The following is a 26805-nucleotide window of genomic DNA, read 5'->3' on the forward strand; positions in this document are numbered from 1 at the left end:
CAAGCCTACCGAGTCCCCGGTGCCGCTGATGCCGTCGTTCGCGCCGAGCGGAGCGCGATCGTCAGGGCGTCGACCGCTCCTGCACAGAGCACGGATCGTGCGGATCCATCCCCATCAGCCCGTTTCCCGCTGTCGTGCCCCTGGCAGTGCGCTGTCATGGGGACATGACAGATGACGCAGCCGGCACCCCGACGCCACCGCTCGTGCCGGATGCGCACCGGGTCGTCCGCTCGCTCGACGCGGCGGAGACTCCGTTCGGCGGTCTGCTCGTCACCCGCGGGGAGGGCGTGGCGGTGCAGGTGGATGCCGGGGCGCTGGCGGGATGGGCCGGCTGGGCTTTCGCCGGCGCCGAGCACGTCGCCGCACCGCTCGACGTCGTGCGGCGTCGCGACGGGCACGACGTGCTGCTGCCGTGGTGCACCGAGAGGGTGACGAGCCTTCTCGCGCGTCGACACGTCGTCGACGAGCATCTGTCGCTGGGGGAGTGCAGCACGCTCGTGGCGAGCGTGCTGCGGGGGATCGACGAACTCGGGGAGCCGGGGGCACGCGAGAGCGGCACCTGGTGGGTCACCGGGGAGGGACGCCCCGTGTTCGTCGTCGAGGAGGGGGAGGCCGCGTGCGCGGGCGCGGCGCGTGTGGTCGAGCTCGTCGCGGAGGGGTGCCGCGACAGGGGAATGGGGCGCGTCCTCGCCCAGGTGCAGATGGGGCTGCATCTGGGTGAGGCGCAGCCACGCGTACCACAACGTCGGATCGAGGAGTGGGAGGAGGCTCTCCTGCAGATCGCGTCACCGCGCCCGTTGCGGTGCGACGTGCTCACGCCCGAGCGCGCGCGAGACGTCGCCCGAGCGGCGAACGCCCGTCCGAGCGAGCGGCAGGCACTGGGGCGCCGAGGAATCGCGTGGACCGGATCGGTGGAGTCGCGTCGGGCGAGAAGGGCGGAGCGGCCCAGCCTCGTCGGTGAGGCGCTCGGAGCGCTCCGGGGGAGCGTCGCGGAGGCGGTGCGGCGCGTCGCTCGTGCGCTACCGGATCGGGACCCGCAGTCCTTGGCCGGACGCTCGGCCTCTCCGTCAGCGAGTGGCACACGGAATCGAACCGACGAGCGGGTCGGGCCCCGCTCACGTCGTCGGAGCCTTCTGATCGCCGCTGCGGCGGCGGTCGCGGTGCTGGCGGGCGGCCTGCTGTGGCCCGGCGGCGAGTCGGGGGAGGCTGCCGAAGGGCACGGCGCTCCGTCTCGGACGGCGTCCGAGAGCGCGACGGCCACGGAGCCGGCGACCGCAGACGAGACGGCGGGGTCTCCGAGCCCGACGCCGGCGGCCGAGGATCTCGGAACGACTACCCCCGCGTCCGACGAGACGGCGGTTACGGCGGCTGCATCGCTGCTCATCGGAGCAGCCTCCTGCGCCGAAGCCGGGGCCTCATCGTGTCCGGACGTGATCGCCGAGGGATCGACGGTCGATGTCGTGGAGCTGGGCGAGATCGCCGGCACCGAACCCGCCATCTCTCCCGTCGACGAGTACGGTGACGTCGCGGTGATCCGTGCGGAGTCTCCGGCGGCACCGCGCATTCTCGTCCTCGTGCGGATGAATGAGAAATGGCTGGTCCGCGACGTGTACGACGTCGCGGACCAGCCATCATGAGGCGTCGGTCGTCAGGCTCCGAGCTGAGCGGCGAACTGCGCCGACTCGAGGCGGGCCTTCACCGCACCGAGGAAGCGGGCTGCGTCCGCGCCATCGATGATGCGGTGGTCGTACGAGAGCGCGAGGTACACGTACGAGCGGATCGCGATCGCGTCCGAACCGCCGACCTTGACCAGGCCGGGGCGCTTGACGACCGTTCCCGTTCCGAGGATCGCCGACTGCGGCAGGAAGACGACGGGGGTGTCGAAGAGCGCGCCGCGCGAACCGGTGTTCGTCAGCGTGAACGTGCCGCCGGCGAGCTCGTCGGGCTTCAGCTTGTTGTCGCGCGTGCGGGCGGCGAGATCGGCGATCTCGTGCGCGATCTCCGCGATGTTCTTCGACGCGGCGTCGCGCAGAACCGGGGTCAGCAGGCCACGCTCGGTGTCGACGGCGATCGAGAGGTTCTCGGTCGCCGGGTACACGATCTGGTCGCCGTCGACCGTGGAGTTCACGATCGGGAAGGCGCGCAGCGCCTCAGCGGCGGCCAGAGCGAAGAACGGCAGGAACGAGAGCTTGTCACCGGTCTTCTGCAGGAACGACGCCTTCACGCTGTCGCGGTAATCCGCGAGAGCCGTGACGTCGACCTCCACGACGGTGGTCAGCTGCGCCGTCTGCTGCATCGAGGCGACAGCGCGCTCCGCCAGCACCTTGCGCAGGCGCGACATGGGCTGGGTCGTGCCGCGCAGCGGCGACACCTCCAGAGGAGCGGGTGCGGCGGGAGCCGCGGCGGCCGGAGCGGAGCCGACCGACTCGGCGGCCTTCAGCACGTCTTCCTTGCGGATACGTCCGCCGACGCCGGTGCCGGTCACGGAGGCGAGGTCGACACCCTGCTGCGAAGCCAGGCGGCGCACCAGCGGGGTGACGTACAGGTTGTCGTTCTCGGCGGCCGGAGCCGGGGCCGCAGCCGGTGCCGGAGCGGCAGCCGGTGCCGGAGCGGCAGCCGGTGCCGGAGCGGCAGCAGGTGCCGGAGCGGCAGCAGGTGCGGGGGCAGCGGCCGGTGCCGGTGCAGCCGCGGGCGCCGGGGCGGCGGCCTCGGGTGCGGGTGCGGGTGCGGGGGCAGCGGCCTCGGGTGCGGCCGGCGCAGCGGTGGGAGCGGCGCCCGATCCGATGCGGGCGAGCACGGCACCGACGGAGATCGTCTCGTCCTCTGCGGCGAGGATCTCCTGCAGAACACCGGCGACGGGCGACGGGATCTCGGTGTCGACCTTGTCGGTCGAGATCTCGAGCAGGGCCTCATCGACGGCGACCTCGTCGCCGACCTGCTTCAGCCAGCGGGTGACGGTGCCCTCGGTCACGCTCTCGCCGAGTTCGGGCAGGACGATGTCCTTGGCGTCACCGGCCGGAGCAGCGGCGGCGGGAGCGGCCTCTGCGGCCGGAGCGGCCTCCGCGGCCGGAGCGGCCTCCGCGGCGGGAGCGGCGGCCTCGGCCGGAGCGGCCTCGGCAGCGGGAGCTGCGGCTTCGGGGGCGTCGGCCGCCGGTGCGGACGCGCTGCCGTCACCGATGCGGGCGAGCAGGGCGCCGACCTCGACGGTCTCGTCCTCGGCGACCAGGATCTCCTCGATCACGCCGGTGACCGGCGAGGGGATCTCGGTGTCGACCTTGTCGGTCGAGATCTCGAGCAGGCCCTCGTCCGCCTGCACAGTGTCACCCACCTGCTTGAGCCAGCGGGTGACCGTACCCTCTGTAACGCTCTCTCCGAGCGGGGGGAGGATAACGGATGTGCTCATGACGGAGTCTCCTTCAGAAAGTTGTTCAAACGCTTGTCTAGCTTAGTGACCCTGGGCACCGGTTGGTGTTCAGAGGGCGTGCAGGGGTTTGCCCGCGAGGGCGAGGAAGGCTTCTCCGAGCGCTTCGCTCTGCGTCGGATGCGCGTGGATGAGGGGTGCGATGTCCTCGGGGTGGGCCTCCCACGCGACGGCCAGCTGGCCCTCGGTGATCAGCTCGCCGACGCGATCTCCCAGCAGGTGCACGCCGAGGACGGGCCCGTCCTTTCGGCGCACGACCTTGACCAGGCCACCGGTGCCGATGATCTCGCTCTTGCCGTTGCCGGCGAGGTTGTACTCGTACGAGACGATCCCATCCGCACCGTGCTCGGCGATCGCGGCCTCCTCCGTCACGCCCACCGAGGCGACCTCGGGGCTGGAGTAGGTGACCTTGGGGATCTGGCTGTCGGGGACGTTCACGGGTGACAGGCCCGCGATCCGCTCCGCGACCGCGATTCCCTGCTGGAATCCGCGGTGCGCGAGCTGCAGGCCCGGCACGATGTCGCCGACGGCCCACACCCCCGGAACGCCGGTGCGCAGGTCGTTGTCGACGGTGACGAATCCGCGGTCGAGCACCACACCGGCTTCTTCGAAGCCGAGATCGGCGGTCACCGGGCCTCGGCCGACCGCAACGAGCAGGTAGTCCGCGGTGAACTCCTTGCCGTCCTCGAGGGTCACGGTCACGGAGGCGTCGTCCTGGGTCGCGGTCTGGAAGCGGATGCCGAGCGAGTACTGGATCCCGCGGCGCCGGAAGGCGCGCTCGAGGCCCTTGCTCATCGCGATGTCCTCGTTCGGGACGAGATGGGGCAGAGCTTCGATGATGGTCACGTCGGCGCCGAACGAGCGCCACACGCTCGCGAACTCGACGCCGATGACGCCACCGCCGAGAATGAGAACGCTCTTCGGAACCTCGTCGAGGGCGAGTGCGTGCTCGCTCGTGAGGATGCGCCCGCCGATCTCGAGCCCGGGGAGCGTGCGGCTGTACGAGCCCGTCGCGAGAACGACGTCAGCGCCGACGTAGACATCGTCCCCGACGCTCACGCTGCGATCGGCGTTCAGGCGCCCCGCGCCCGCCACGGTCGTGATGCCCCGGGCCTTGACGAGGCCTTCGAGGCCCTTGAACTTCTTCGCGACGATGCCTTCACGGTAGGCGCGGACGCCCGCGGTGTCGATTCCGTCGAACGACGCCGTCACACCGACTGCGGCCGCGTCGCGCACGTGCTCCGCGACCTCGGCGGCGTGCAGCAGCGCCTTGGTCGGGATGCATCCGCGGTGCAGGCAGGTGCCGCCGACCTTGTCCTTCTCGATCAGGGCGACGGACTTGCCGAGCTCGCTCGCGCGCAGCGCGGCCGCATAGCCGCCGCTGCCGCCGCCCAGGACCACGATGTCGAAGGTGTGCGTCGTCATGTCAGGCCTCCTGTGCCGATGCGGCCGCGAAGGCGACGATCGACCGGACCATCGCCCCGGTCGGGCCCTTCTCGGTGAATCCGAACGGCGCGCTGCCGTTCTCGCCGGAACCGGCGATGTCGAGGTGCACCCAGGGGATGCGCGGAGCGTCCGCATCGTCGGAGACGCGTCCGACAAATCGACGGAGGAACAGCCCCGCGAACGAGGCGCCCGCCGCGCGGTCGCTCATGTTCGCATTGATGAGATCGGCGATGGGCGAGTCGAGGGAATCCTCCATGTAGTCCGGCAGCGGCATCCGCCAGGCCGGCTCGTCGACGGACTCGGCCGCCGCGAGGAATCGGGTCACGGCGTCGTCGTCGCCCATGACGCCGGTGTGGCGGTGCCCGAGAGCCATGACGATCGCACCGGTGAGGGTGGCGACGTCGATGATCACGTCGGGGTTCTCCCGGCTCGCGGCAACGAGCCCGTCGGCCATGACGAGGCGTCCCTCGGCGTCCGTGTTGAGCACCTCGACCGTGGTGCCGTCGAGCATCCGCAGCACGTCACCGGGGCGCGTCGCCCGGCCGGAGGGCATGTTGTCGGCGATGCAGAGCCACGCGGTGACCCGCACGGAGAGCTCCAGCGTCGCGATCGCGCGGAGCGCCGCGAGGCTGGTGGCGGCACCCGCCATGTCGAACTTCATCCCGACCATCGATGCCGCGGGCTTCAGCGAGAGGCCGCCCGTGTCGAAGGTGATGCCCTTGCCGACCAGGGCGATGTGCTGCGTCGCGCCGGCGGGGGAGTAGTCGAGGCGCACGAGGCGCGGCGGGCGGTCGGACCCCTGTCCGACGCCCAGGATGCCGCCGTAGCCCTGCTCCGTCAGAGCCGACTCGTCGAGGACCTCGACGGTGACGTCGAGGTCGGCGACGCTGTCGACCGCGCTCTGGGCGAGATCGGCCGGGCTCTGCCACTCGGCCGGGACGTTCACGAGATCCTTGACCAGCGCCACGGCATCGCCCGTGGCCTGGATCCGGGCGACCGACGCGTCGTCGAGCGCACCGTGCAGGACGACGGCGGAGGCCCGGACGGCGGGCTTCTTGGAGCGGTAGCCGTCGAAGCGGTGGCCGCCCAGAACGGCGCCTTCCGCCGCCGCCTCGGCGTACTCCTCCAGGCCGGGTGCCAGCGCCAGCGAGACCGTTTCGAACCCGGTCAGCGAACGCAGGGCGGCGCCCGCGGCGTTCCGCACGGCTTCGGCCGACGGGGTGGCTCCGATGCCGACCACGGCGAACGGCAGGCTCGTCACCTCGGGGGCGTGCACCCGTACGAAGGCGGACGCCGAACCGGTGAAGCCCACCGCCGCGAGGGCCTCGGCGAGTCCGGGATACGACTCGAGCGACGTCGCCGCATCGGCGAGATCGGGCACGACGAGCACTGCGGCATCGGCAGCGCTTCCGGGGAACTGATCGGGGGTGTGCGAGAGCACGGGAAGCGTCATGTCCTCCATCCTAGGCAAGCCGCAGGCGGCGCGGGCGCGGACGGGCGGGCGTGTGTTCGCTCTCAGCAAGACCCCGCCAGCCCCTGCGCGCCGCCGTGCTCGTAGCATGGAGGAATGCCCTTCTCCGGTGAGATCCACGAACGAGTCGCGAACGCTCCGGCGGTGCCGCCCGGACTTCCGCTGGTCATGCTGCTGACCGGCTTCACCGATGCGGGCAACGCGGTCTCCGGACTCATCGAGCACCTCCGCGAGACCGCCGACCCGCAGCCCGTCGTGGTGTTCGACAACGACGTGCTGCTCGACTACCGCGCCCGCCGTCCGGTGATCTCGTTCGATCAGGATCACCTGACGCAGTTCCGCCCCGCCACGCTCGAGCTCTCCCTCGCGACCGACGCCCTCGGGCAGCCGTTCCTGCTGCTCGCCGGGTACGAGCCCGACTTCGCGTGGAACGCCTTCGCCCGCACGGTGCTCGATCTCGCCACCGAGTTCGAGGTCTCCGGACTGAACTGGGTGCACTCGATCGCGATGCCGGTGCCGCACACGCGCCCGATCGGAACCACCGTCAGCGGCAACCGTCGCGACCTCAGCGTCGTGCACTCGGTGTGGCGCCCGCGCACCCAGGTGCCGGCGACGGCCGGCCACCTCCTGGAGTTCCGTTTCGCGGAGCGCGGCGATCGCGCCGTCGGGTTCGTGCTGCTCGTGCCGCACTACCTCGCCGAGACCGAGAACCCGAACGCCGTGATCGCGGCGGCCGAGAAGCTCATGGCGTCGACCGGGCTCGTGCTCATGCTCGACGAGATCCAGGAACGCCGCGAGGACTACCTCGCCAAGATCGACGAGCAGGTGATCGGCAACGAGGAACTGCAGCAGATGGTGCACAACCTCGAGCGTCGCTACGACGCCTACATGGCCGGCCGCAACCCCGAGGACGGCAGCTACGACGAGGGCGGCTTCAACGAGCGCGACCTCCCCAGCGCCGACGAGCTCGCCGCCGAACTCGAGCGCTACCTCGCCTCTCGGCCGTCGGGAGACGACGACAAGTCGGGGCGCGGGTGACGTTCGACGCGACGATCTCGGCGCGAATGCACCCGCATCCTTCTGCGTGTGCGATACTGGGTGTCTGACCCGTTGTCAATCGTTCCTTCCGGGGAGCGGACTTGACAAGGGTCTTACTAGTGTCCGAAATGTCCCGGAGGGGCTCTGCCGCTCCGTGAAAGGCGAAACGTGACTCCTGCCACGACCAACAAATCCCGGACGAAGAAGACTGCCGACGACGCCGACCTCGACGTGAAGGCCGAGGTCGAAGAGAAGGCTGCTCCGAAGACCGCCGCCAAGCGCGCGGCCGCGAAGCGCGCTCCGGTCAAGAAGAAGAAGGCGGATGACGTCGTCGAAGAAGACGAGGCCCCCGCCGCCGCGAACGACGATGCCTCGGGCGACGACGAGGACGACGACGACAGCAAGCCGAAGTTCACCGAGCCGCTGCCGACCGGCGCGATCGTCATCTCGTCGAACGACGACGAGGACGTCCCGGTCTACTCCACGCAGATCACCGGCGCGACGGCCGACCCTGTCAAGGATTACCTCAAGCAGATCGGAAAGGTTGCGCTGCTGAACGCGGCCGAAGAGGTCGAGCTCGCGATGCGCATCGAGGCGGGTCTCTTCGCCGAAGAGAAGCTGTCGGCGATGACCGCTGCCGAGAAGACGAGCCAGCTCGGACTCGACCTGCAGTGGGTCGCCCGTGACGGTCAGCGCGCGAAGAGCCACCTGCTCGGCGCCAACCTCCGTCTCGTCGTCTCGCTCGCCAAGCGCTACACCGGCCGCGGCATGCAGTTCCTGGATCTCATCCAGGAGGGCAACCTGGGTCTCATCCGCGCGGTCGAGAAGTTCGACTACACCAAGGGCTTCAAGTTCTCGACGTACGCCACCTGGTGGATCCGTCAGGCGATCACCCGTGCCATGGCCGACCAGGCCCGCACCATCCGCATCCCGGTGCACATGGTCGAGGTCATCAACAAGCTCGCCCGCGTCCAGCGCCAGATGCTGCAGGATCTCGGACGCGAACCCACCCCCGAAGAGCTCAGCCGCGAACTCGACATGACGCCCGAGAAGGTCGTCGAGGTGCAGAAGTACGGGCGCGAGCCCATCTCGCTGCACACCCCGCTGGGTGAAGACGGCGACAGCGAATTCGGTGACCTCATCGAGGACACCGAGGCCGTGGTCCCCGCCGACGCGGTGGGCTTCACGATGCTGCAGCGCCAGCTGGAGCAGCTGCTCGACTCGCTGTCCGAGCGTGAAGCGGGTGTCATCCGCATGCGCTTCGGCCTCGGCGACGGTCAGCCCAAGACGCTCGACCAGATCGGCGACACCTTCGGCGTGACGCGTGAGCGCATCCGTCAGATCGAGTCCAAGACGATGGCGAAGCTGCGCCACCCGAGCCGCTCGCAGTCGCTGCGGGACTACCTCGAGTGATGCAGGCGAACGAGGGCAAGGCGCTCGAGACCAGCGTCGACGGGAAGACGTTCGCGCGCATTCCGCTGCGCACGCGCGTCGTGATGCCGAACGACGACATCGACCAGGTCATCACGGAGTATGCGGCGTCCGCCGTGCAGCCGGGTGATCTGCTCTTCGTCACCGAGAAGATCGTGGCGATCACGCAGGGGCGCTCGTACCGTCTCGACGAGATCCAGCCGCGCAAGCTCGCACTCTTCCTGTCGAAATACGTCACCCGCACCCCCTACGGGATCGGGCTCGGCATGCCGGAGACGATGGAGATGGCACTGCGCGAATGCGGAACCCCGCGCATCCTCTTCGCCGCCGCGGTGTCCGCAGTGACGAAGGCGTTCGGCCGACGCGGCGACTTCTACCGCATCGCCGGCGACAAGGTGCGCGCGATCGACGGCCCCACCAAGCACACGATCCCGCCCTACAACCAGGCGGTCGTGCTCGGGCCGAAGAACCCGCGAGAGGTCGCTGCGCGCCTCAAGACGCTGCTGGGCGGCACGGCGGAGGTCGCCGTCGTCGACATCAACGACATCGGCGGGAACATCCTCGGATCGACCCTCGACAAGGACGGCGAACGTCGGCTCGTCAAGATCCTCGGCGACAACCCCCTCGGCCAGGGCCTGGAGTCCACGCCGTTGGGCATCGTCCGCGAGATCTGACCGGTTGCGAGAACGACACGGGAAAGGGCCCCGGATGCTTCGGCATCCGGGGCCCTTTCGTCGGTGTCTCAGAAGCCGATGACCTCGCGGTAGCGCGGCTTGTGTCCGGTGCGGATGCCGGTGACGCTCGGCTTGTTCTCGTACACGCCGGCACCCCAGTTGCCCTCGACGAGCACGGGGCCGTCGGGGGAGACGACGATGTCCCAGCCCACGTACTGCACCTGCGGGACGACGCGCGCGACCTGATCGATGAAGGCGCGCACCTCGTCCATGTAGGGGAGCTGGAAGTCGGCGATCCGGAAGCCCGAGTCGGGGTGCGTCTCGTGCACATGGCCGTGCGAGTCGTAGCCGGCGCCCACGGCGTGGCCGTTCTCGTCGAGCATCGTGTAGAAGCCGCCGAAGGTCATCTGGTCGCTGACCGCCCCGCGGCCGAACTTCTGCGCCATCGCGAGGATGTGCGCCTTCTCGCCGTCGAAGAACGCCGTGATCCGCGTGGTGTTGACGGTGCCGGGGCAGACCGCGGCGAGGGCGTCGTGCTGGCGGATGACCTCTTCGATGAGGAGTTCGCCCCTGTTGAGGAGTCCACGGTGGAACTCGTCCCAGTCCTCGATGTCGGCCGCGTGGTAGCGGTGCACACCGGTGCCGGCCTGGCCGACCGGCTCCTTGGTGACGATCGTGCCGAGACGCTGCGTGAGCTCACGCACGGCGTCGGCATTGCCCTCCTCGACCACCAGCCACTCCCGGTGCAGGTGGGCGGAGAAGTGCTTGTCGAACTCGACCTTGTCCTGGAAGATCCACCGGAAGTCCGGGTGGTCGTAGCGCTGCGAGAGCTGGTTGGAGACGGGGTGGGTCATGTACGTCTCGCGCTCCGCGCGGGTCAGCATCGCGAAGTCGTAGTCGATGTAGTCCTGGAACCCGACGTTGTGCCGTGCCGCCGACCAGAGCATGTCGACGACGATCGCGGGCACGGCCTTGTGGTGCTGCTCCGACGCCTCTTTCGCGCGTTCGACGACCGATCCGACGTCGATGCGTCGTGCGCGTCCGATCAGGTAGCGGATGCGGGGCGCGAGGGAAAGACGTGACATGTGACTCCGAAGGTGAGAGGGGGTTCTCCCCAGTCTACGGTGGGCACCGATCGTCTCCTGGGAGACACCGATAGGCTGGAAACCGTGCGTGAGACGACTTCGAGTGCCCGGCCGCGGGCGATGATCTCCCGCTCCGCTCTGGCCTCCGGCGCTGCCGCCGCGGTCCACGCGGGCGGGCACGTCGCCGACCTGCGACGCGATGCCTGGGGGCACGGCGTGCTCGCGGTCGCGCACGCGGTGACGGCGGTCGGAGCCGAGCGCGTGCTCGTCGATTCGCCGGGCGTGCTCGAGGCGCTCGCTCTCGAGGGAATCGCGGCGACGCTCGACGGCGAGGCCGATATCGACTCGACACTGCTCTACGGCCTTCCCGATCGCGATGGCCTGATGCCGGTGCGCGCGGTGATGCGCCTGCACGGTCTCGTGCTCTCGATCAAGCGCCTGCGGGCAGGCGATGCGGTGTCGTACGGCTATACGTTCCGGGCCGAGAGCGACACCACGGTGGCGCTGATCACGGGCGGCTACGCCCAGGGGATCATGCGGGCGCTCGGCAACCGCGCGTCCGTCGAGATCGACGGACACGAACGACCGATCGTCGGGCGTGTCGCGATGGATGTCTGCGTGGTCGACCTCGGCGGGGCGGATGCCGCGGTCGGAACCGAGGCGACCTACTTCGGCGGCACGGGTCCCGCTGCTCCCGGACTGGCGCGATGGTCGGAGGTCACGGGGCTCACGATGCCCGAGCTGATCACCGTCGCCGGCATCCACGCGGATCGGGGGTGGGAGGCGTGACGCGTCCTGAACTGCGGCTCGACGGAAACGTTCTGCGCGCCAACATCGCGGCGGTGCAGCGGCGCATCGCGCCGTCCGAGCTCATGATCGTCGTGAAGGACGACGCGTACGGCCATGGGCTGCCCTGGGCGGTCGAGACGGCGATCGAGTCCGGCGTGACCTGGATCGGGAGCTTCGACGTGCGCAGCGCCATCGATGTGCGGCGGGTCGCAGGCGGCGGCGCGCGCATCTTCGCCTGGGTCACGTCCACCGACGCGGAGATCGACGAGGCGCTGCTGCACGATGTCGATCTGGGCATCGGCACGGCGGACTACCTCGACCGGGTGATCGCCCGGGCGACGGCGATCGAGGTGCGTGCGCGCGTGCACCTCAAGATCGACAGCGGGCTGCACCGCAACGGCATCCTGCCGGAGGACTGGGCGGATGCCGTCGCCACCGCGCGGGCGGCCGAGGCGGCAGGCGTGCTGGAACTCGTCGGCATCTGGAGCCACATCGCCGAAGCGAGCGATGCCGAGGACGACGAGGCTCAGGCGGTCTTCCTCGAGGCCGTGCGGCAGGTGGGCGGCACCGGCGCCGCTCCGACCTTCCTCCATCTGACGGCGTCTGCGGCCTCGTGGTGGCGGCCCGAACTGCGCGGCACGCTGTCGCGCATCGGCGCGTTCTGCTACGGGGTCCGCTCGGCCGACGGCCCCGAGCTCGACGGCATCCGTCCGGTCGCGACGCTGACCGCCTCGGTGGTCGACGTCGTCGACGGCGATGCGGTCGTCGCGATCGGGAGCTTCGACGGCATACCCTCGACGCTCGCGGGGGTCGCCGTCGGCACACCGCAGGGTGCGCGGGAGCTGCGCAGCATCGATCACACCCGGAGCGTCGTCGCCGGGTGGCCGGGCGCTGCGGTGGGCGACGTCGTGCGCGTCTTCGGAGCGGGCGAGTGGGGGGAGTCGTCCGCGACGACTCTCGCCGAGCGGATCGACACCGTGGGCGAGGAGATCCTCACCCGGCTGACCTCGCGCGTGCGCCGCGTCGTCGTCTGACGCCGAGACGCGGAACCGCGGGAAGGTATGCAGAAGGCCCTCGACGCGTCACCGCGGGAGGGCCTTCGTGGAGTCGGGGTCAGACGGCCTCGACGAGACGCGCGGTCTCATCGTGCCAGCTCGTTGCGATGGCGCGGAGCTTCTCTTCGTACTTGCGTCCGTGGTGGGCGCAGAACAGGAGCTCGGAGCCGTTGACCTCGGCTGCGATGTAGGCCTGCGCGCCGCACGAGTCGCAGCGGTCTGCTGCGGTCAGGCGGAACTCGACCACGGAGGTCTCACGTTCGGTCGTTGCGTTCATCTCGGTGCCTCCTCGATTCGGGTTCGCTGGGGAGCGTGCTCAATACAACCACGGAGTGGGTGGGAGCATGCCCGGATCACGGCGTGTTTCGCTCACCGCGTACGCGCGCGGCACGCGGTGGGCCGGTCCGGGGAGTGTCGGCGGGCCGTGCGGGGTATTCGAACATAGAATCGGAGATTGTGACCGCCGAGTATTCCGCCCATCATCTCCAGGTGCTCGAAGGCCTCGAGGCTGTCCGCAAGCGTCCCGGTATGTACATCGGCTCGAACGGATCGCCCGGGCTCATGCACTGCCTCTGGGAGATCATCGACAACGCCGTCGACGAAGCCGTCGCCGGCAACGGCGCGAAGATCGATGTCATCCTGCACCCGGACGGCAGCGTCGAGGTGCACGACAACGGCCGCGGCATCCCGGTCGATGTCGAGCCGCGCACCGGTCTGACCGGTGTCGAGGTCGTCTTCACCAAGCTGCACGCCGGTGGCAAGTTCGGCGGAGGGTCGTACGCGGCTTCCGGCGGTCTGCACGGTGTCGGAGCCTCCGTCGTGAACGCCCTCTCCGAGCGTCTCGACGTCGAAGTCGATCGCGGCGGCAAGACCTACGCGATGTCGTTCCACCGCGGCGAACCGGGCCTCTTCGACGACCGCGACGGCAAGCGACCGGACGCGGCCTTCACCCCGTTCGAGCAGAAGAGCGAGCTGCGGGTCGTCGGCAAGGCTCCGCGAGGCGTCACGGGCACGCGTATCCGCTATTGGGCCGACCGTCAGATCTTCACCAAGGACGCCGCCTTCCAGCTCGGCGACCTCGAGACGCGCGCTCGGCAGACCGCGTTCCTCGTGCCGGGGCTAGAGATCGTCGTGCGCGACGAGCGCGCGGAGGAGAACGTCGAGACGAGCTACCACTACGAGGGCGGCATCTCGGAGTTCGTCGACTACCTCGCCAGTGACCCGCCCGTCACCGACACCTGGCGCGTGCAGGGCGAAGGGACCTTCAAGGAGACGGTTCCCGTGCTGCAGGCCGACGGACACATGGTGGCGACCGAGGTCGAGCGCGTGTGCAAGGTCGACATCGCGATGCGGTGGGGGACGGGTTACGAGACCACGACCCGGTCGTTCGTCAACATCATCGCGACGCCCAAGGGCGGTACGCACCAGCAGGGCTTCGATCAGGAGCTGCTGAAGGTGCTGCGCGCACAGGTGGAGCAGAACGCCCGTCGCCTCAAGGTCGGCAACGACAAGCTCGAGAAGGACGACGTGCTCGCCGGGCTCACGGCCGTGCTCACGGTCAACGTGCCCGAACCGCAGTTCGAGGGGCAGACCAAGGAGGTGCTCGGCACGCCCGCCGTGCGCCAGATCGTGGCCCAGGTGATCCGCAAGGATCTCGCGGCTCGTTTCAGCTCGACGAAGCGCGACGACAAGAGTCAGGCGACGCAGCTGCTCGACAAGATCGTCGCCGAGATGAAGGCCCGCGTCTCGGCGCGCGCCCACAAGGAGACGCAGCGTCGGAAGAACGCTCTCGAGTCGTCGACGCTGCCGACCAAGCTCGTCGATTGCCGTACGAACGAGGTCGAGCGCAGCGAACTCTTCATCGTCGAGGGCGACTCGGCCCTGGGGACGGCGAAGAACGCGCGCAACAGCGAGTACCAGGCGCTGCTCCCCATCCGCGGCAAGATCCTCAACGTGCAGAAGGCGTCGATCGGCGACATGCTGTCGAACGCGGAGTGCGCATCGATCATCCAGGTGATCGGTGCTGGCTCGGGGCGCAGCTTCGACATCGACGCCGCGAGGTACGGCAAGGTGATCCTGATGAGCGATGCCGACGTCGACGGCGCCCACATCCGCACCCTGCTGCTCACCCTCTTCTTCCGCTACATGCGGCCGCTCATCGAGCACGGTCGTGTGTTCGCCGCAGTGCCGCCGCTGCACCGTGTCGTGGTCATGAACCCGGGCTCCAAGCCGAACGAGACGATCTACACGTACAGCGAGCAGGAGATGCACGCGTTGCTGGCCAAGCTCCGCAAGGCCGGCAAGCGCTGGCAGGAGCCGATCCAGCGGTACAAGGGTCTCGGTGAGATGGATGCCGAGCAGTTGGCGAACACCACGATGGACCGCTCGGGGCGTCTGCTCCGACGCGTGCGCATGGAGGATGCCGAAGCCGCCGGTCGTGTCTTCGAACTGTTGATGGGCAACGAGGTCGCTCCGCGTCGCGAGTTCATCATCGACTCCTCCGACCGTCTGTCGCGCGAGGCGATCGACGCCTAGGTCGCGTTTCCGCGAACAAGGCTCATCGAGAGGGGCCGACCTCGTCCGTTCGACCTGCGTCCGCGCGGAACACGACGCGAGCGATCAATGCGGCACCACCGAGGAGGCAGAGCAACGCGAGGCCCCAGACAACGAAGCCGAGCCACGGATTCGGATCGATCCACGCCTGAGCCTCGTCCGTTCCCTTGGCGAGCATCCAGGCGAGAAAGACTCCCATGAGAACGCTGCCCGCAAGAATGAGTCCGATCTTCTTTCCCACCCTCCGAGGCTACCCGAGAGGCCGCGCCGCGATGCGATGAGCGCGGTGGAGATCGGGCCAGCGTGCGTCCGATACTGCCGACGGCACCGTCCGTCGGCTGACTCGAGGCGTCGCGTCGCTCCACGTCGCGAGTTCATCATCGACTCCTCCGACCGTCCGTCGCGCGAGGCGATCGACGCCGAGATCGTCATAGGGTCGGAGCATGAGCGCTCTCGACCGACGTCTCGACCGGCCCGGAGCCATGATCGCTTTCGCCGATGGCGGGGGAGACGGGCACCCGGTGCTGCTCCTGCACGGTGCCGGGATGGACCACACCATGTTCGACGCGCAGGCGGAGACTCTCACAGCTGCCGGCCTGCGCGTGCTGCGTGCGGACCTCCGCGGGCATGGGGAGTCCTCCCTCGACGAGGGGGCGCGGTTCTCGGCGGACGCAGCCCTCGGCGACATCGCGGCCCTGCTGGCGGAGCGCCGGATCGACCGAGCCGTCATCGTCGGCCATTCGCTCGGCGGCAACCTCGCCCAGGCGTACGCGGCCGCCCAGCCCGACCGGGTCAGCGGAGTGATCGTGATGGATGCGAGTTGGAACGCGGGACCGCTGTCGAGTGTCGAACGCCTCGCTCTTCGTCTCGCCGCTCCGATGCTCGCTCTGGTGCCGTCTCGTCGATTGCCGGGGATGATGGCGCGTGCCTCGGCCGTGTCGGCATCCGCGATCGCGCGCACCGAGGAGACGTTCGCCCGGATGCCGAAGCCGGTCTTCCTCGATGTCTGGCGCGCGACGGTATCCCTGGTCGCGCCCGAGCCGGCCTATCGCTCGCCGGTGCCCCTCGGACTGATTCGCGGGGCCGAGGATCGGACGGGCAACATCGCCGCAGCCATGCCGCGATGGGCGGATGTCGAGGAGATCGCCGAGTACGTCATTCCCGACGCCGGACACGTCGTCACCTGGGATGCGCCGGACGAGACGTCCGCCGCACTCCTGGGTATCCTCGCCGAGGACCGCTTCGTCGCCGCGATGCGATGAGCGCGGTGGAGGTCAGACCAGCGTGCGTCCGATACTGCCGATGACACCGTCCGTCGGCTGCCCCGAGGCATCGCGTCGAGCTCCGGACTCGGGCAGCTTCCGCACGGCGCCGGTGGGGTCGACGGCCTGCGCGGGGCTGGCCCCGACCCAGGCCACCGTCAGCCGGTCCTCACCCTTCAGGAAGGCGTGCGCGCGCACGCCGCCCGTGGCGCGGCCCTTCGCCGGGTACTCCTCGAACGACGACACCTTCGCGCGCCCCGCATCGGTGCCGGGAAGGATGCTGTCGGAGCCCGAGACCGTCGCCACGACGGCATCCGATCCCGCGCCGACGACGCCGAAGAAGAGCACGGATGCTCCCGCCCCGAGCTTCACGCCGGCCATGCCGCCTGCGGGGGCGCCCTGCGGGCGCACGGCCGAGGCCGAGAACCGCAGCAGTTGGGCGTCGGTGGTGATGAACACCACCTCGGAGTCGTCGGGTGCGTCCGCGGCACCCACGACGGAGTCCCCGGCCTTCATCCCGATGACCTCGACGTCCGGACGCACCGGAATCGAGGTCGGGACGATGCGCTTCACCGTTCCCTGCGCCGTCCCCAGCGCGATCGGGGTCTCGCTGTCGAAGCGGACGAATCCGAGGATGCGTTCCCCGCGGGTGGTGATCCCAAGGTAGTCGCGCAGCGGCGTGCCTGCGGCGAGCTGCACCGAGCTGGACGGCACCGAGGGCAGGTCGACGGGGGAGAAGCGCACCACGCGCCCGGCACTCGTCAGCGCGCCGATCTCCGCCCGCACCGTCGTCTCGACCGTCGCGAGGATCGCATCGTGCTTGCTGCGGCGCGCGGGAACCGTGAGCTCCTGTCCGTCGACGAGGTCGACCCGCACCGCGCGCCCGGTCGTCGACAGCACGAGGACGGTCGGCGCATCCGCGATCTGCAGGTCGACGGCGCCCTTCGTCGCGCGGGGCTTCGGCGGTGCGGCGTTCATGAGCAGCGTGCGGCGGGGGGTGCCGTAGGCGTCCGCGGCGGCGTCGAGTTCGGTGGCGACCGCCCGACGCAGCAGCGCGTCGCTGCCGAGGAGCTCGCGGAGCGCCGCGATGTCGGCGAGGAGCGCATCGCGCTCGGCTTCGAGTTCGATCCGCGAGAACTTGGTGAGTCGACGCAGTCGAAGCTCGAGGATGTACTCGGCCTGGAGCTCGCTGAGATCGAACACGTCGCGCAGCTTGGTGCGGGCCTGCTCGGAGTCGTCGGACGATCGGATGACCTGGATGACCTCGTCGATGTCGAGGATCGCGATCAGGAGGCCCTCGACGAGGTGCAGGCGCTCTTCGCGCCGCGCCAGACGGTAGCGGCTCCGGCGGGTGATGACCTCGAGCCGGTGGGCCACGTAGACGCTGAGCATCTCCTTGAGGCCGAGCGTGCGGGGCTGGCCGTCGACGAGGGCGACGTTGTTGATGTTGAACGAGTCCTCGAGCGGGGTCAGGCGATAGAGCTGCTCGAGCACGGCGTTCGGATCGAACCCGGTCTTGATGCCGATCGCGACGCGCAGGCCGTGGTTGCGGTCGGTGAGGTCGGTGACGTCGCTGATGCCCTGGAGCTTCTTGGCCTGGACGGCATCGCGGATCTTCTCGATCAGCCGCTCGGGGCCGACCATGTAGGGCAGCTCCGAGACGATGATGCCGGTGCGACGCGGGCCCAGGGGCTCGATCGAGACCTTCCCGCGCACCTTGAGCGCGCCGCGACCAGTCGTGTAGGCGTCCTTCACACCGTCGAGGCCCATGAGGACTCCGCCGGACGGGAAGTCCGGTCCCGGCACGTACTCCATGAGCTCTTCGGTCGTGGCGTCCGGGTTCTCGAGCAGGTGCGTCGCGGCGGCCACGACCTCGATCAGGTTGTGCGGCGCCATGTTGGTCGCCATACCCACGGCGATACCGCTCGCGCCGTTGACCAGGAGGTTGGGGAACGCGGCGGGCAGCACGGCCGGCTGCTGGAACTGGCCGTCGTAGTTGGGGATGAAGTCGACGACGTCTTCATCGAGGTTCTCGGTGAGGGCGAGGGCGGAAGCGGCGAGGCGCGCCTCCGTGTAGCGGGCGGCCGCGGGCCCGTCGTCCAGGGAGCCGAAGTTGCCGTGCCCGTCGACGAGCGGCACGCGGAGCGCGAAGTCCTGGGCGAGACGCACCAGCGCGTCGTAGATCGCCGAGTCACCGTGCGGGTGCAGCTTTCCCATCACCTCGCCGACGACACGGGCGCTCTTGACGTGTCCGCGGTCGGGGCGCAGCCCCATCTCGGCCATCTGGTACAGGATTCGGCGCTGCACCGGCTTGAGGCCGTCGCGGGCGTCGGGGAGGGCGCGCGAGTAGATCACGGAGTACGCGTACTCGAGGAAGGACCCCTGCATCTCGCTGGAGAGATCGATGTCCTGGATGCGCTCCTCGACGGGCTCGGGCGGCGGCGTTTTCGGCATGGGGTTCCTGAGGGCGTGCGGGAGCCTGTGTCAGACTGGCTCGGGTGTCCCTCATGCTACCGTCCGAGTCCGCGTCAGCCCGGAGCATCGTCGGGGTGGCGGACGACGTGTTCTCCGCGCTGAGCGGCGATGCCGGGCGTCTTCCCCGAGCGGCGTCGGTCGTGCTCGTCGTGATCGACGGACTCGGTGCCATCGGACTGCGCGCGCACGCCGGTCATGCGCGCAACCTGACGGCGCAGATGACCAAGCGCGACGTCGCGACATCGGTGTTCCCCTCGACGACCGCCTCCGCATTGACGAGCATCCTCACCGGTGTCTGGCCGGGCGAGCACGGTCTGATGGGCTACCGCGTCGTCGACCCGGATCGTGACCTGCTCGTCAATCAGCTCACGGGATGGGAGAGCGAGGGGCTCGACCCCGCGACCTGGCAGATGGCTCCGACGATCTTCGAGCGTGCGGCAGCGACCGGGCACGGGGCGTTCGCGGTCGGACTCGCCGCCTATGCGCAGAGCGGATTCACCCGCGCGACGATGCGCGGCGCCGCCTTCGCTGCGGAGGCGCGTGCGGCCGACCGCGTGCGTCTCGCCTACGCCCTCGCCGAACAGAACCCCGGTTCCCTGGTCTACTGCTACCTGCCCGAGGTCGACAAGGCGGGGCACAAGCACGGGATGGCCTCCGCGGAGTGGCTGGCCGCGCTCGAGGACGTCGATGCCGCACTCTCCGCGCGCGTGCCGTCCGGCGTGGGAGTGCTGGTCACGTCGGATCACGGCATGATCGATGTTCCCGAACGGCGGCAGATCGTTCTCGACGAGGCTCATCTGACGGGTATCCGGCACGTCGGGGGAGAGCCGCGCATGGTCCACGCCTATCTCGACCCCGCAGCCGACCCCGAGGAGGTCATCGCCCGGTGGCGCTCCGACCTCGCGGGCCTCGCCGACGTCGCCTCACGGGATGAGGCGATCGCCGCGGGCCTGTTCGGACCGCGGGTCGCGGATGCCGCGGCGGCGCGCATCGGCGACCTGCTCGCCGTCCCGCGGGGGAACGGGGCGATCTACGACGGCACTGCCGCCGATCAACGCGGTCGCGGCATGGTGGGACAGCACGGCGGACTCACTCCCGAGGAGCGTCAGGTTCCGCTGATCGGGCTCGGTGCGTTCGCGCACTGAACCCACGAGCGTCACTCGTCGGTGCGCGCTCCGAAGACGATCTCGTCCCAGGAGGGCATCGCGTTCCGGCGCCGCTTCCGCGAGGAGGATTCGTTCGAATCGGAGGAGTCGCGCGGGGACGGGGGAGCATCCGTGCGGGGCTCGTCGGACTGCTCCGGCTCGAAGGCGTCCTCGAAGAGCGCGATCAGGTTGCGATCCGGCTCGTCGTCGGTGGTTGCGGCCGGCGGGCTCTGCTCGGCAGTCGGTGCGTCGTCGATGGCCGGCGAAGCCTCGCGCTGTCCGCGGCGACGACGGAGCGCCTCCAGCAGATCGGCCGTCTCAGGATTCGTGCTCTGCGTCTCGGGCGCGCGATTGATCGCCGCGGCCTGCGCCGCCGCGTTCGATCGTTCGGGAGCGGACGGCTCCTCGACGGAGACCTCGGGGGCCGGCACGAGACGCGGGCCGAACGCTCCGGAGTCGAACCGGCTGTCGTCCTTGTAGGGCGAGGAGGTGCGGTCGGACTCCACGGCGCGCAGACGCGGGATGAGCCCGTCGGGGAGGGACCCCTGGCGGGAGAGCTGGGTGGCGTCGGCGTTCAGGGGCGACAGAGCGCTGCGGCGGGGATCGAAGCTCCACCGCGCGTCGTGATCGACCTCGTTCGCCGTGAACTCCAGCTTGATGATCCAGCCGGACTCCTCCTTCCAGCTCGCCCAACGCTCGGCGGTCGCCGCGACGTCGGAGAGCTTGGCGCGGATGGCCGTGCCGAACGTGGGCTGCGCGTCGGGTTCGACTTCGCTGCCGATCAGCACGGGGACAGCGAGCGCCTGTCCGATGACGTGCTCGCGCTCGGCGAGCACAGGCGCCTCGAAGCGCACGACGTCGTCGACGCTGATTCCGAGCAGCGCGGACACCTCGGATGCCGTGAGACCGGCGCGGATCTGCGCCTGGATGTCGCGCGGGCTGGCGGCGAGCTTCTGGGCGGCCGGTTCGGCCTGCCGGGTCGCCCTGCGCAGCTCGCGCTGCAGCACGTCGTCGATGGCCAGCGCGAACCGCTCGCCAGACTCGGTCGCGAGCACGAGGACTCCTGCCTCGGTGCCGACGATGGTGACGTTTTCCATGCGAATGCCCCTCTGATGGGTGTGCATTCATGGTGTCACGCGTGGCCCGGTCCGGGCGGGAATACCGTGGGCGCGCCGCGAGTTTGCTCTGTCGATCGCACCGGCATTTGCGAAATGCCTCTCGGTCATGCAAACTATGGCCGCCGAATACCCGACGGCGCACCACCACTCGCACCATGAATGTGGAGATCTAACCGCATGGCAACCGACTACGACGCCCCCCGTAAGAGCGAAGACGACTCCGAGTCGATCGAAGCCCTGAAGGAGCGCGTTCCCGACAAGCTCTCCGGATCGACCGGAGACGAGGACGCCGACAACCCGTCCAGCTTCGACCTCCCCGGGGCCGACCTCTCCGACCTCGAACTGGACGTCGTCGTGCTGCCCGCGCAGCAGGACGAGTTCACGTGCATGAGCTGTTTCCTCGTGAAGCACCGCTCGCAGCTCGACCACGAAGAGGCCGCAGGCCCGATCTGCAAGGAATGCGCGGCCTGACGGCTCAGCGCGACGAATCACGCGCCCCGACCCTCGCGGTCAGGGGCGCGTTGTCGTCTGTGCGTGGTACTCCATCGCGGGCGGCGCGCTCAGCGCTGCGCGGTGCGGATGGCCGCGGCGAGGCGGTCGGGAGTGCGGGTCGAGACCGTCCAGGCGGTCACCGGGTCGGCGGGATCGTCGTTCGGGACGACCACGATGCCGTCGATGCCGCCGCGGATCAGGTGCCATCCGCGAGCGGGCAGTCCCGTTCCTCGGGCGTCCTTCGCATCATTGCCCGTGAGCGCGAGTGGAGCACCCAGGTGGGCGACGTCGATGTGTGCACGGCCGGCTCGGAGCACCCCGTCCTCGACCGAGACGACCGGGGTGATGAGGATGAAAAGCGCCACGAGGAGCGCCGAGACGACTGCTCCGGCGACGAGCGCGATCGTCGCGCCGACCGGGACGAAGATGAGCGCCACCATGGGGCCGGCGAGCGCGACCGTGACCAGGAGCCACAGGCTCGGCGAGAGCCGCTCGCGGTAGCGCGATCGTGCGTCGGTGGTGGGGTTCTGCATTAGCCTCATGGGGTGACCGATTCCGTTGATGTCCCCATTATCGCCGCTCAGCCGCCGGTCTATGCGCATCCCGGCGATGCCGGCGCGGACCTGACGGCCGCGGAGGCCGTGCACCTCGAGCCGGGCGAGCGCGCGCTGGTGGCCACGGGTGTGCGCATCGCGCTGCCGGACGGCTACGCCGCCTTCGTCGTGCCGCGCAGCGGACTCGCAGCGAAGCACGGCATCTCGATCGTGAACTCGCCGGGAACCGTCGACGCGGGCTACCGGGGTGAGATCAAGGTGAGTCTGATCAACACCGACACCCGGAGCGCGTACGATGTGGCGGTCGGCGATCGTATCGCGCAGCTGATCATCATGCCGGTGACGCGTGCCGTGTTCCACCCGGTTGACGAACTGCCCGAGAGCGTTCGAGGCGAGGGCGGATTCGGATCCACCGGATATCAGGCAGGGAAGAGCAATGACTGACAACACCCCCACTCCCCAGGAGTCCGCACCGCTGAACCGTGCCGTCGACGGCCCGTTCGACGACTCCGAGGCGAATCCGGTCCGGCCCTACATCGACCTCGGCGGCATCAAGATCCTGCCGCGCGAGGGCCTCAACCTCCGCCTCGAGGTCGAGGAGCAGTCCAAGCGCATCGTCGCCGTCGGTCTCGACTACGCGGATTCCTCGCTGCAGGTGCAGCCTTTCGCGGCGCCTCGCTCCGGCGGACTCTGGGACGAGACCCGGGTCCAGCTCCGCGACCAGGTCAAGGCCCAGGGCGGCCGCGTTGAAGAGCGCGAAGGCTCTCTCGGCAAGGAGCTGCTGGCGGAGGTGCCCGCCGCCGCGAACGAGGGCAGCGGGCTCCGCCTCGCGCGCTTCATCGGAATCGACGGTCCGCGGTGGTTCCTGCGCGGCGTGATCGGCGGTGCCGCGGCATCCGACCCCGACGCCGCCGCGAAGGTCGAGGATCTCTTCCGTTCGATCGTCGTCGTGCGCGGCGGCTCGCCCATGCCGCCTCGCGACCTCATTCCGCTGAAGATGCCGGCCACGCCGGGATCGGCGTGAGCGGGGCGGCCCCGCAGGGCGACCGCGAGCAGTCGGCCTCGGAGATCCTCGGCGCGGCGCTCAGCGGAGCGGCGCGCCGCGCCGGTGTCGACCCCGCCGAGGGTGCGAACACGCACACGGTCGTCTGGTCGGCGATCGGCGGATGGCGCGGGATCCTCGAGTCCGTCCTGCCCAGTCTGGCGTTCGTCGTTCTGTTCACGATCCGCCCCGAGCCGCTCATCCTCGCCCTCGGGGTGTCGGTGGGGCTCGCTGCCGTGTTCACGATCGTCCGTCTCGTGCAGAAGTCGCCGCCGTCCGCGGCGATCGGCGGGCTGGTGGCCGCGGGTGCGGCCGCCGCGCTGGCGCTGATCACCGGGCGCGGGCAGGACAACTTCGTGCCCGGGCTGATCACGAACGCCGCGTACGGCACGGTCCTGCTCGTCACCGCACTCGTCGGCTGGTCGCTCATCGGCATCGCCGCGGGCTTCCTCATGGGGGAGGGGATGGCGTGGCGTCAGGATCGTCGCAAGCGTCGCGCGTTCCTCTGGCTCGGCGTGGCCTGGTCGGCCCTCTTCTTCGCGCGCCTCGCCGTGCAGCTCCCGCTGTACCTCGCGGGCGAGGTGACGGCGCTGGGCACGCTCAAGCTGATCATGGGGCTGCCGCTGTTCGCCCCGATGGTCGCCGTGACGTGGCTCGTCGTGCGCGCGCTGTACCCGCCGGAGAAGCGCGAGGCGCAGGCGGCGGAGACGACGTCCGAGGCGTGATAGATTTATCTTGACATCAAGATAAATTGCAGGGCTTCTGCCTGGAGGGTCGAAGGCGCAGACTGGTTAGGTCCGCCTTGCTAGCCCCGGCCCCTCCCAGGCGAGCAAGATGGAATCGCCTGTCGCTTCCATCAGATCAGAAGGAGACGGAATCGTGTCCACGGTGAACAGCTTCGGTGCCCAGAGCACCCTGACGGTCGGCAGCACCGACTACGAGATCTTCCGCATCGACACGGTGCCCGGTTTCGACAAGCTCCCCTTCAGCCTCAAGGTGCTGCTGGAGAACCTCCTTCGCACCGAGGACGGCGCGAACGTCACGAAGGCGCAGATCGAGGCGCTCGGATCGTGGGATGCCGCGGCCGAGCCGAACACCGAGATCCAGTTCACGCCGGCGCGCGTCGTGATGCAGGACTTCACCGGTGTGCCCTGCATCGTCGACCTCGCCACGATGCGCGAGGCCGTCACGGCCCTGGGCGGCGATGCGAACAAGATCAACCCGCTCTCGCCGGCCGAGATGGTCATCGACCACTCGGTGATCGCCGACCTGTTCGGCTCCGAGAACGCCCTCGAGCGCAACGTCGAGATCGAGTACGAGCGCAACGGCGAGCGCTACCAGTTCCTCCGCTGGGGTCAGACGGCCTTCAGCGATTTCAAGGTCGTGCCGCCCGGAACGGGCATCGTGCACCAGGTGAACATCGAGCACCTGGCGAAGGTCATCTACGACCGCGAGGTGGGCGGCGTGCTGCGCGCGTACCCCGACACGTGCGTCGGCACCGACTCGCACACCACGATGGTCAACGGTCTCGGCGTGCTCGGCTGGGGCGTCGGCGGTATCGAGGCCGAGGCCGCGATGCTCGGTCAGCCCGTGTCGATGCTCATCCCGCGCGTCGTCGGCTTCAAGCTCAGCGGTGAGATCCCCGCCGGCGTCACGGCGACCGACGTCGTCCTCACGATCACCGACCAGCTGCGCAAGCACGGCGTCGTCGGCAAGTTCGTCGAGTTCTACGGCGAGGGCGTGGCCTCCGTGCCGCTCGCCAACCGCGCCACGATCGGCAACATGAGCCCCGAGTTCGGGTCGACCGCCGCGATCTTCCCGATCGACGACGTCACGCTCGACTACCTGCGCCTCACGGGCCGCAGCGAAGAGGCCGTCGCGCTCGTCGAGGCGTACGCCAAGACGCAGAAGCTGTGGCACGACCCCTCGCAGGAGCCCGTGTTCAGCGAGTACCTCGAGCTCGACCTCGCGACCGTCGTCCCGTCGATCGCCGGCCCGAAGCGCCCGCAGGACCGCATCCTCCTGTCGGAGGCCAAGTCGCAGTTCGAGCAGGACATCCTCGGATACGCGACCCCGTCGACCTCCGACTCGATCGTCGACCTCGAGTCCAAGCACTCGTTCCCGGCGTCCGACCCCGGTCAGGCCCCCGGCGACGAGGAGCCGACCACGCGTCCGGTCCACATCAACAGCGGAGCACCGGCGAACGCCTCCAAGCCGGTTCCGGTGACGACCCCCGACGGCGAGAAGTACATCCTCGACAACGGTGCCGTCACGCTCGCGGCCATCACCTCGTGCACCAACACGTCGAACCCGTCGGTCATGATCGCCGCCGGTCTCGTCGCACGCAAGGCGCTCGAGAAGGGTCTCAAGCAGAAGCCGTGGGTCAAGACCACGCTCGGCCCCGGTTCGAAGGTCGTCACCGACTACTACGAGAAGTCCGGTCTCGACAAGGACCTCGAGGGTCTCGGCTTCTACACCGTCGGCTACGGCTGCACGATCTGCATCGGAAACTCCGGTCCGCTGATCGAGGAGGTCTCCGAGGCCATCAACTCGCACGACCTGGCCGTCACCGCGGTGCTCTCGGGCAACCGCAACTTCGAAGGTCGCATCAGCCCCGACGTGAAGATGAACTACCTCGCGAGCCCGCCGCTCGTGATCGCCTACGCGCTGGCCGGCTCGATGCACTTCGACTTCGAGAACGACTCCCTGGGCAAGGGCAGTGACGGCAACGACGTCTTCCTCAAGGACATCTGGCCGTCGCCCGACGAGGTGCAGGAGATCGTCGACTCGTCGATCTCGCGCGAGCAGTTCATCAAGCAGTACGCGACCGTGTTCGACGGTGACGAGCGCTGGCGCAGCCTGCCCACTCCCGAAGACGCGATCTTCCAGTGGGACGAGGACTCGACCTACGTGCGCAAGGCGCCGTACTTCGAGGGCATGACGATGGAGCTCACCCCGGTGAAGGACATCCAGGGTGCTCGTGTCATGGCGACCCTCGGCGACTCGGTCACCACCGACCACATCTCGCCCGCCGGAAACATCAAGCCGGGCACGCCGGCCGCGCAGTACCTGACCGAGCACGGCGTCGACCGCAAGGACTTCAACTCCTTCGGCTCGCGCCGCGGAAACCACGAGGTGATGATCCGCGGTACGTTCGCGAACATCCGCCTGAAGAACCTCATGGTGTCGGCGGTCAACGACGGTGCCGTGGTCGAGGGTGGTTTCACCCGCGACTTCACGCAGCCGGGCGGCCCGCAGTCGTACATCTACGACGCCAGCATGAACTACCAGGAGCAGGGCACCCCCCTCGTCATCTTCGGTGGCAAGGAGTACGGTTCCGGCTCGTCGCGCGACTGGGCGGCGAAGGGCACCAGCCTGCTGGGCGTCAAGGCGGTCATCACCGAGAGCTTCGAGCGCATCCACCGCTCGAACCTGATCGGCATGGGCGTCGTCCCGCTGCAGTTCCCCGCCGGTGAGAGCTGGGAGTCGCTGGGCCTCGACGGCACCGAGATCGTCTCGATCGAGGGCCTGGAAGAACTCAACAACGGTGTGACCCCCAAGACGGTGCGCGTCACGGCCACGCCGAGCGAGCACTCGCCCGAGGGCAAGCAGGCCATCGAGTTCGACGCGGTCGTGCGCATCGACACCCCCGGTGAGGCGGACTACTACCGCAACGGCGGCATCCTGCAGTACGTTCTGCGTTCGCTCGTCTGAGCACTCCGACAGGGGACCCGGCGCATCGTAGCCGGGTCCC

Annotated in this window: 23 protein-coding genes; 14 read left to right on the forward strand and 9 right to left on the reverse strand. The window is 69.4% G+C overall.

Annotated features, from left to right (window positions below; genetic code table 11):
• The first annotated feature begins 164 nt into the window (after positions 1–164).
• Complete coding sequence (locus WFJ97_RS01845; protein ID WP_336640288.1) at positions 165–1637, forward strand: hypothetical protein; 1473 nt, start codon at positions 165–167, stop codon at positions 1635–1637.
• An 11-nt stretch (positions 1638–1648) separates the two neighbouring features.
• Here WFJ97_RS01845 and sucB read toward each other — a convergent pair whose 3' ends face one another.
• The 3 genes from sucB to WFJ97_RS01860 form a co-directional block, all read right to left on the reverse strand.
• Positions 1649–3403, reverse strand: coding sequence for a 2-oxoglutarate dehydrogenase, E2 component, dihydrolipoamide succinyltransferase (sucB, locus tag WFJ97_RS01850; RefSeq protein WP_336640289.1), 1755 nt, complete (start codon positions 3401–3403; stop codon positions 1649–1651).
• 69 nt (positions 3404–3472) lie between these two features.
• On the reverse strand, positions 3473–4846 hold the full coding sequence (lpdA, locus tag WFJ97_RS01855) for a dihydrolipoyl dehydrogenase (protein ID WP_336640290.1): 1374 nt from the start codon (positions 4844–4846) through the stop codon (positions 3473–3475).
• 1 nt (position 4847) lies between these two features.
• Entirely contained in the window at positions 4848–6320 is a 1473-nt protein-coding gene (locus WFJ97_RS01860) for a leucyl aminopeptidase (protein WP_336640291.1), read from the reverse strand.
• A 114-nt stretch (positions 6321–6434) separates the two neighbouring features.
• Between WFJ97_RS01860 and WFJ97_RS01865 the strand changes: the two genes are divergently transcribed.
• The 3 genes from WFJ97_RS01865 to WFJ97_RS01875 all read left to right on the forward strand — a co-directional run bounded on the left by WFJ97_RS01865 (position 6435) and on the right by WFJ97_RS01875 (position 9481).
• Positions 6435–7376, forward strand: coding sequence for a proteasome assembly chaperone family protein (locus WFJ97_RS01865; protein WP_336640292.1), 942 nt, complete (start codon positions 6435–6437; stop codon positions 7374–7376).
• A gap of 168 nt (positions 7377–7544) precedes the next feature.
• Positions 7545–8789, forward strand: a complete 1245-nt coding sequence (locus WFJ97_RS01870) for an RNA polymerase sigma factor (protein WP_247622360.1) — start codon at positions 7545–7547, stop codon at positions 8787–8789.
• A complete protein-coding gene (locus WFJ97_RS01875; RefSeq protein WP_336640293.1) occupies positions 8789–9481 on the forward strand; it encodes a coenzyme F420-0:L-glutamate ligase in 693 nt (230 codons plus the stop codon). The genes WFJ97_RS01870 and WFJ97_RS01875 overlap by 1 nt, the downstream gene beginning before the upstream one ends.
• A gap of 68 nt (positions 9482–9549) precedes the next feature.
• Here WFJ97_RS01875 and WFJ97_RS01880 read toward each other — a convergent pair whose 3' ends face one another.
• On the reverse strand, positions 9550–10566 hold the full coding sequence (locus tag WFJ97_RS01880; RefSeq protein ID WP_247622362.1) for a sugar-transfer associated ATP-grasp domain-containing protein: 1017 nt from the start codon (positions 10564–10566) through the stop codon (positions 9550–9552).
• A gap of 84 nt (positions 10567–10650) precedes the next feature.
• Between WFJ97_RS01880 and WFJ97_RS01885 the strand changes: the two genes are divergently transcribed.
• Both WFJ97_RS01885 and WFJ97_RS01890 read left to right on the forward strand, forming a co-directional pair.
• Entirely contained in the window at positions 10651–11355 is a 705-nt protein-coding gene (locus tag WFJ97_RS01885) for an alanine racemase C-terminal domain-containing protein (protein ID WP_336640294.1), read from the forward strand.
• Positions 11352–12389 carry an alanine racemase gene (locus WFJ97_RS01890; protein ID WP_336640295.1) on the forward strand — a complete coding sequence of 346 codons (1038 nt, stop codon included), beginning with the start codon at positions 11352–11354 and terminating at the stop codon, positions 12387–12389. The genes WFJ97_RS01885 and WFJ97_RS01890 overlap by 4 nt, the downstream gene beginning before the upstream one ends.
• Positions 12390–12468: 79 nt before the next feature.
• Here the strand turns inward: WFJ97_RS01890 and WFJ97_RS01895 are convergent, their stop codons facing one another.
• Positions 12469–12687 carry a DUF7455 domain-containing protein gene (locus WFJ97_RS01895; RefSeq protein ID WP_247622365.1) on the reverse strand — a complete coding sequence of 73 codons (219 nt, stop codon included), beginning with the start codon at positions 12685–12687 and terminating at the stop codon, positions 12469–12471.
• 179 nt (positions 12688–12866) lie between these two features.
• Between WFJ97_RS01895 and WFJ97_RS01900 the strand changes: the two genes are divergently transcribed.
• Positions 12867–14945, forward strand: a complete 2079-nt coding sequence (locus WFJ97_RS01900; protein ID WP_442928369.1) for a DNA gyrase/topoisomerase IV subunit B — start codon at positions 12867–12869, stop codon at positions 14943–14945.
• Between the two features lie 22 nt (positions 14946–14967).
• Here WFJ97_RS01900 and WFJ97_RS01905 read toward each other — a convergent pair whose 3' ends face one another.
• Positions 14968–15204, reverse strand: coding sequence for a hypothetical protein (locus WFJ97_RS01905; RefSeq protein ID WP_336640296.1), 237 nt, complete (start codon positions 15202–15204; stop codon positions 14968–14970).
• 202 nt (positions 15205–15406) lie between these two features.
• Here WFJ97_RS01905 and WFJ97_RS01910 point away from each other — a divergent pair, with 202 nt between their 5' ends.
• The gene (locus WFJ97_RS01910) at positions 15407–16225 is read left to right on the forward strand and encodes an alpha/beta fold hydrolase (protein ID WP_336640297.1); all 819 of its coding nucleotides are present in this window, start codon (positions 15407–15409) and stop codon (positions 16223–16225) included.
• 12 nt (positions 16226–16237) lie between these two features.
• Here WFJ97_RS01910 and WFJ97_RS01915 read toward each other — a convergent pair whose 3' ends face one another.
• Complete coding sequence (locus WFJ97_RS01915) at positions 16238–18679, reverse strand: DNA gyrase/topoisomerase IV subunit A (protein WP_336640298.1); 2442 nt, start codon at positions 18677–18679, stop codon at positions 16238–16240.
• A gap of 95 nt (positions 18680–18774) precedes the next feature.
• Between WFJ97_RS01915 and WFJ97_RS01920 the strand changes: the two genes are divergently transcribed.
• Positions 18775–19845: an alkaline phosphatase family protein gene (locus WFJ97_RS01920; protein ID WP_336640299.1), complete on the forward strand. Its 1071-nt coding sequence runs from the start codon at positions 18775–18777 to the stop codon at positions 19843–19845.
• Positions 19846–19856: 11 nt separating this feature from the next.
• Here WFJ97_RS01920 and sepH read toward each other — a convergent pair whose 3' ends face one another.
• Entirely contained in the window at positions 19857–20942 is a 1086-nt protein-coding gene (gene sepH / locus WFJ97_RS01925) for a septation protein SepH (RefSeq protein WP_336640300.1), read from the reverse strand.
• Between the two features lie 198 nt (positions 20943–21140).
• Here sepH and WFJ97_RS01930 point away from each other — a divergent pair, with 198 nt between their 5' ends.
• Entirely contained in the window at positions 21141–21434 is a 294-nt protein-coding gene (locus WFJ97_RS01930; protein WP_247622371.1) for a DUF4193 domain-containing protein, read from the forward strand.
• Positions 21435–21523: 89 nt separating this feature from the next.
• On the opposite strand, the gene WFJ97_RS01935 is transcribed toward WFJ97_RS01930, so the two are convergent.
• Positions 21524–21988 carry a DUF3093 domain-containing protein gene (locus tag WFJ97_RS01935; protein WP_336640301.1) on the reverse strand — a complete coding sequence of 155 codons (465 nt, stop codon included), beginning with the start codon at positions 21986–21988 and terminating at the stop codon, positions 21524–21526.
• Between the two features lie 12 nt (positions 21989–22000).
• Here WFJ97_RS01935 and dut point away from each other — a divergent pair, with 12 nt between their 5' ends.
• From dut to WFJ97_RS01955, 4 genes are all read left to right on the forward strand, one after another.
• On the forward strand, positions 22001–22453 hold the full coding sequence (gene dut / locus WFJ97_RS01940) for a dUTP diphosphatase (protein WP_247956242.1): 453 nt from the start codon (positions 22001–22003) through the stop codon (positions 22451–22453).
• Positions 22446–23033 carry a DUF3710 domain-containing protein gene (locus tag WFJ97_RS01945; RefSeq protein ID WP_247622374.1) on the forward strand — a complete coding sequence of 196 codons (588 nt, stop codon included), beginning with the start codon at positions 22446–22448 and terminating at the stop codon, positions 23031–23033. Before dut ends, WFJ97_RS01945 begins: the two co-directional genes overlap by 8 nt.
• Positions 23030–23776 carry a DUF3159 domain-containing protein gene (locus tag WFJ97_RS01950; protein WP_336640302.1) on the forward strand — a complete coding sequence of 249 codons (747 nt, stop codon included), beginning with the start codon at positions 23030–23032 and terminating at the stop codon, positions 23774–23776. The genes WFJ97_RS01945 and WFJ97_RS01950 overlap by 4 nt, the downstream gene beginning before the upstream one ends.
• 154 nt (positions 23777–23930) lie before the next feature.
• Positions 23931–26765 (forward strand): aconitate hydratase, encoded by a 2835-nt coding sequence (locus tag WFJ97_RS01955; protein WP_336640303.1) that lies wholly within the window; start codon positions 23931–23933, stop codon positions 26763–26765.
• Positions 26766–26805: the final 40 nt, after the last annotated feature.

The organism is Microbacterium sp. USHLN272, from assembly GCF_037149655.1.
In the GTDB taxonomy this organism is placed as follows: domain Bacteria; phylum Actinomycetota; class Actinomycetes; order Actinomycetales; family Microbacteriaceae; genus Microbacterium; species Microbacterium galbinum.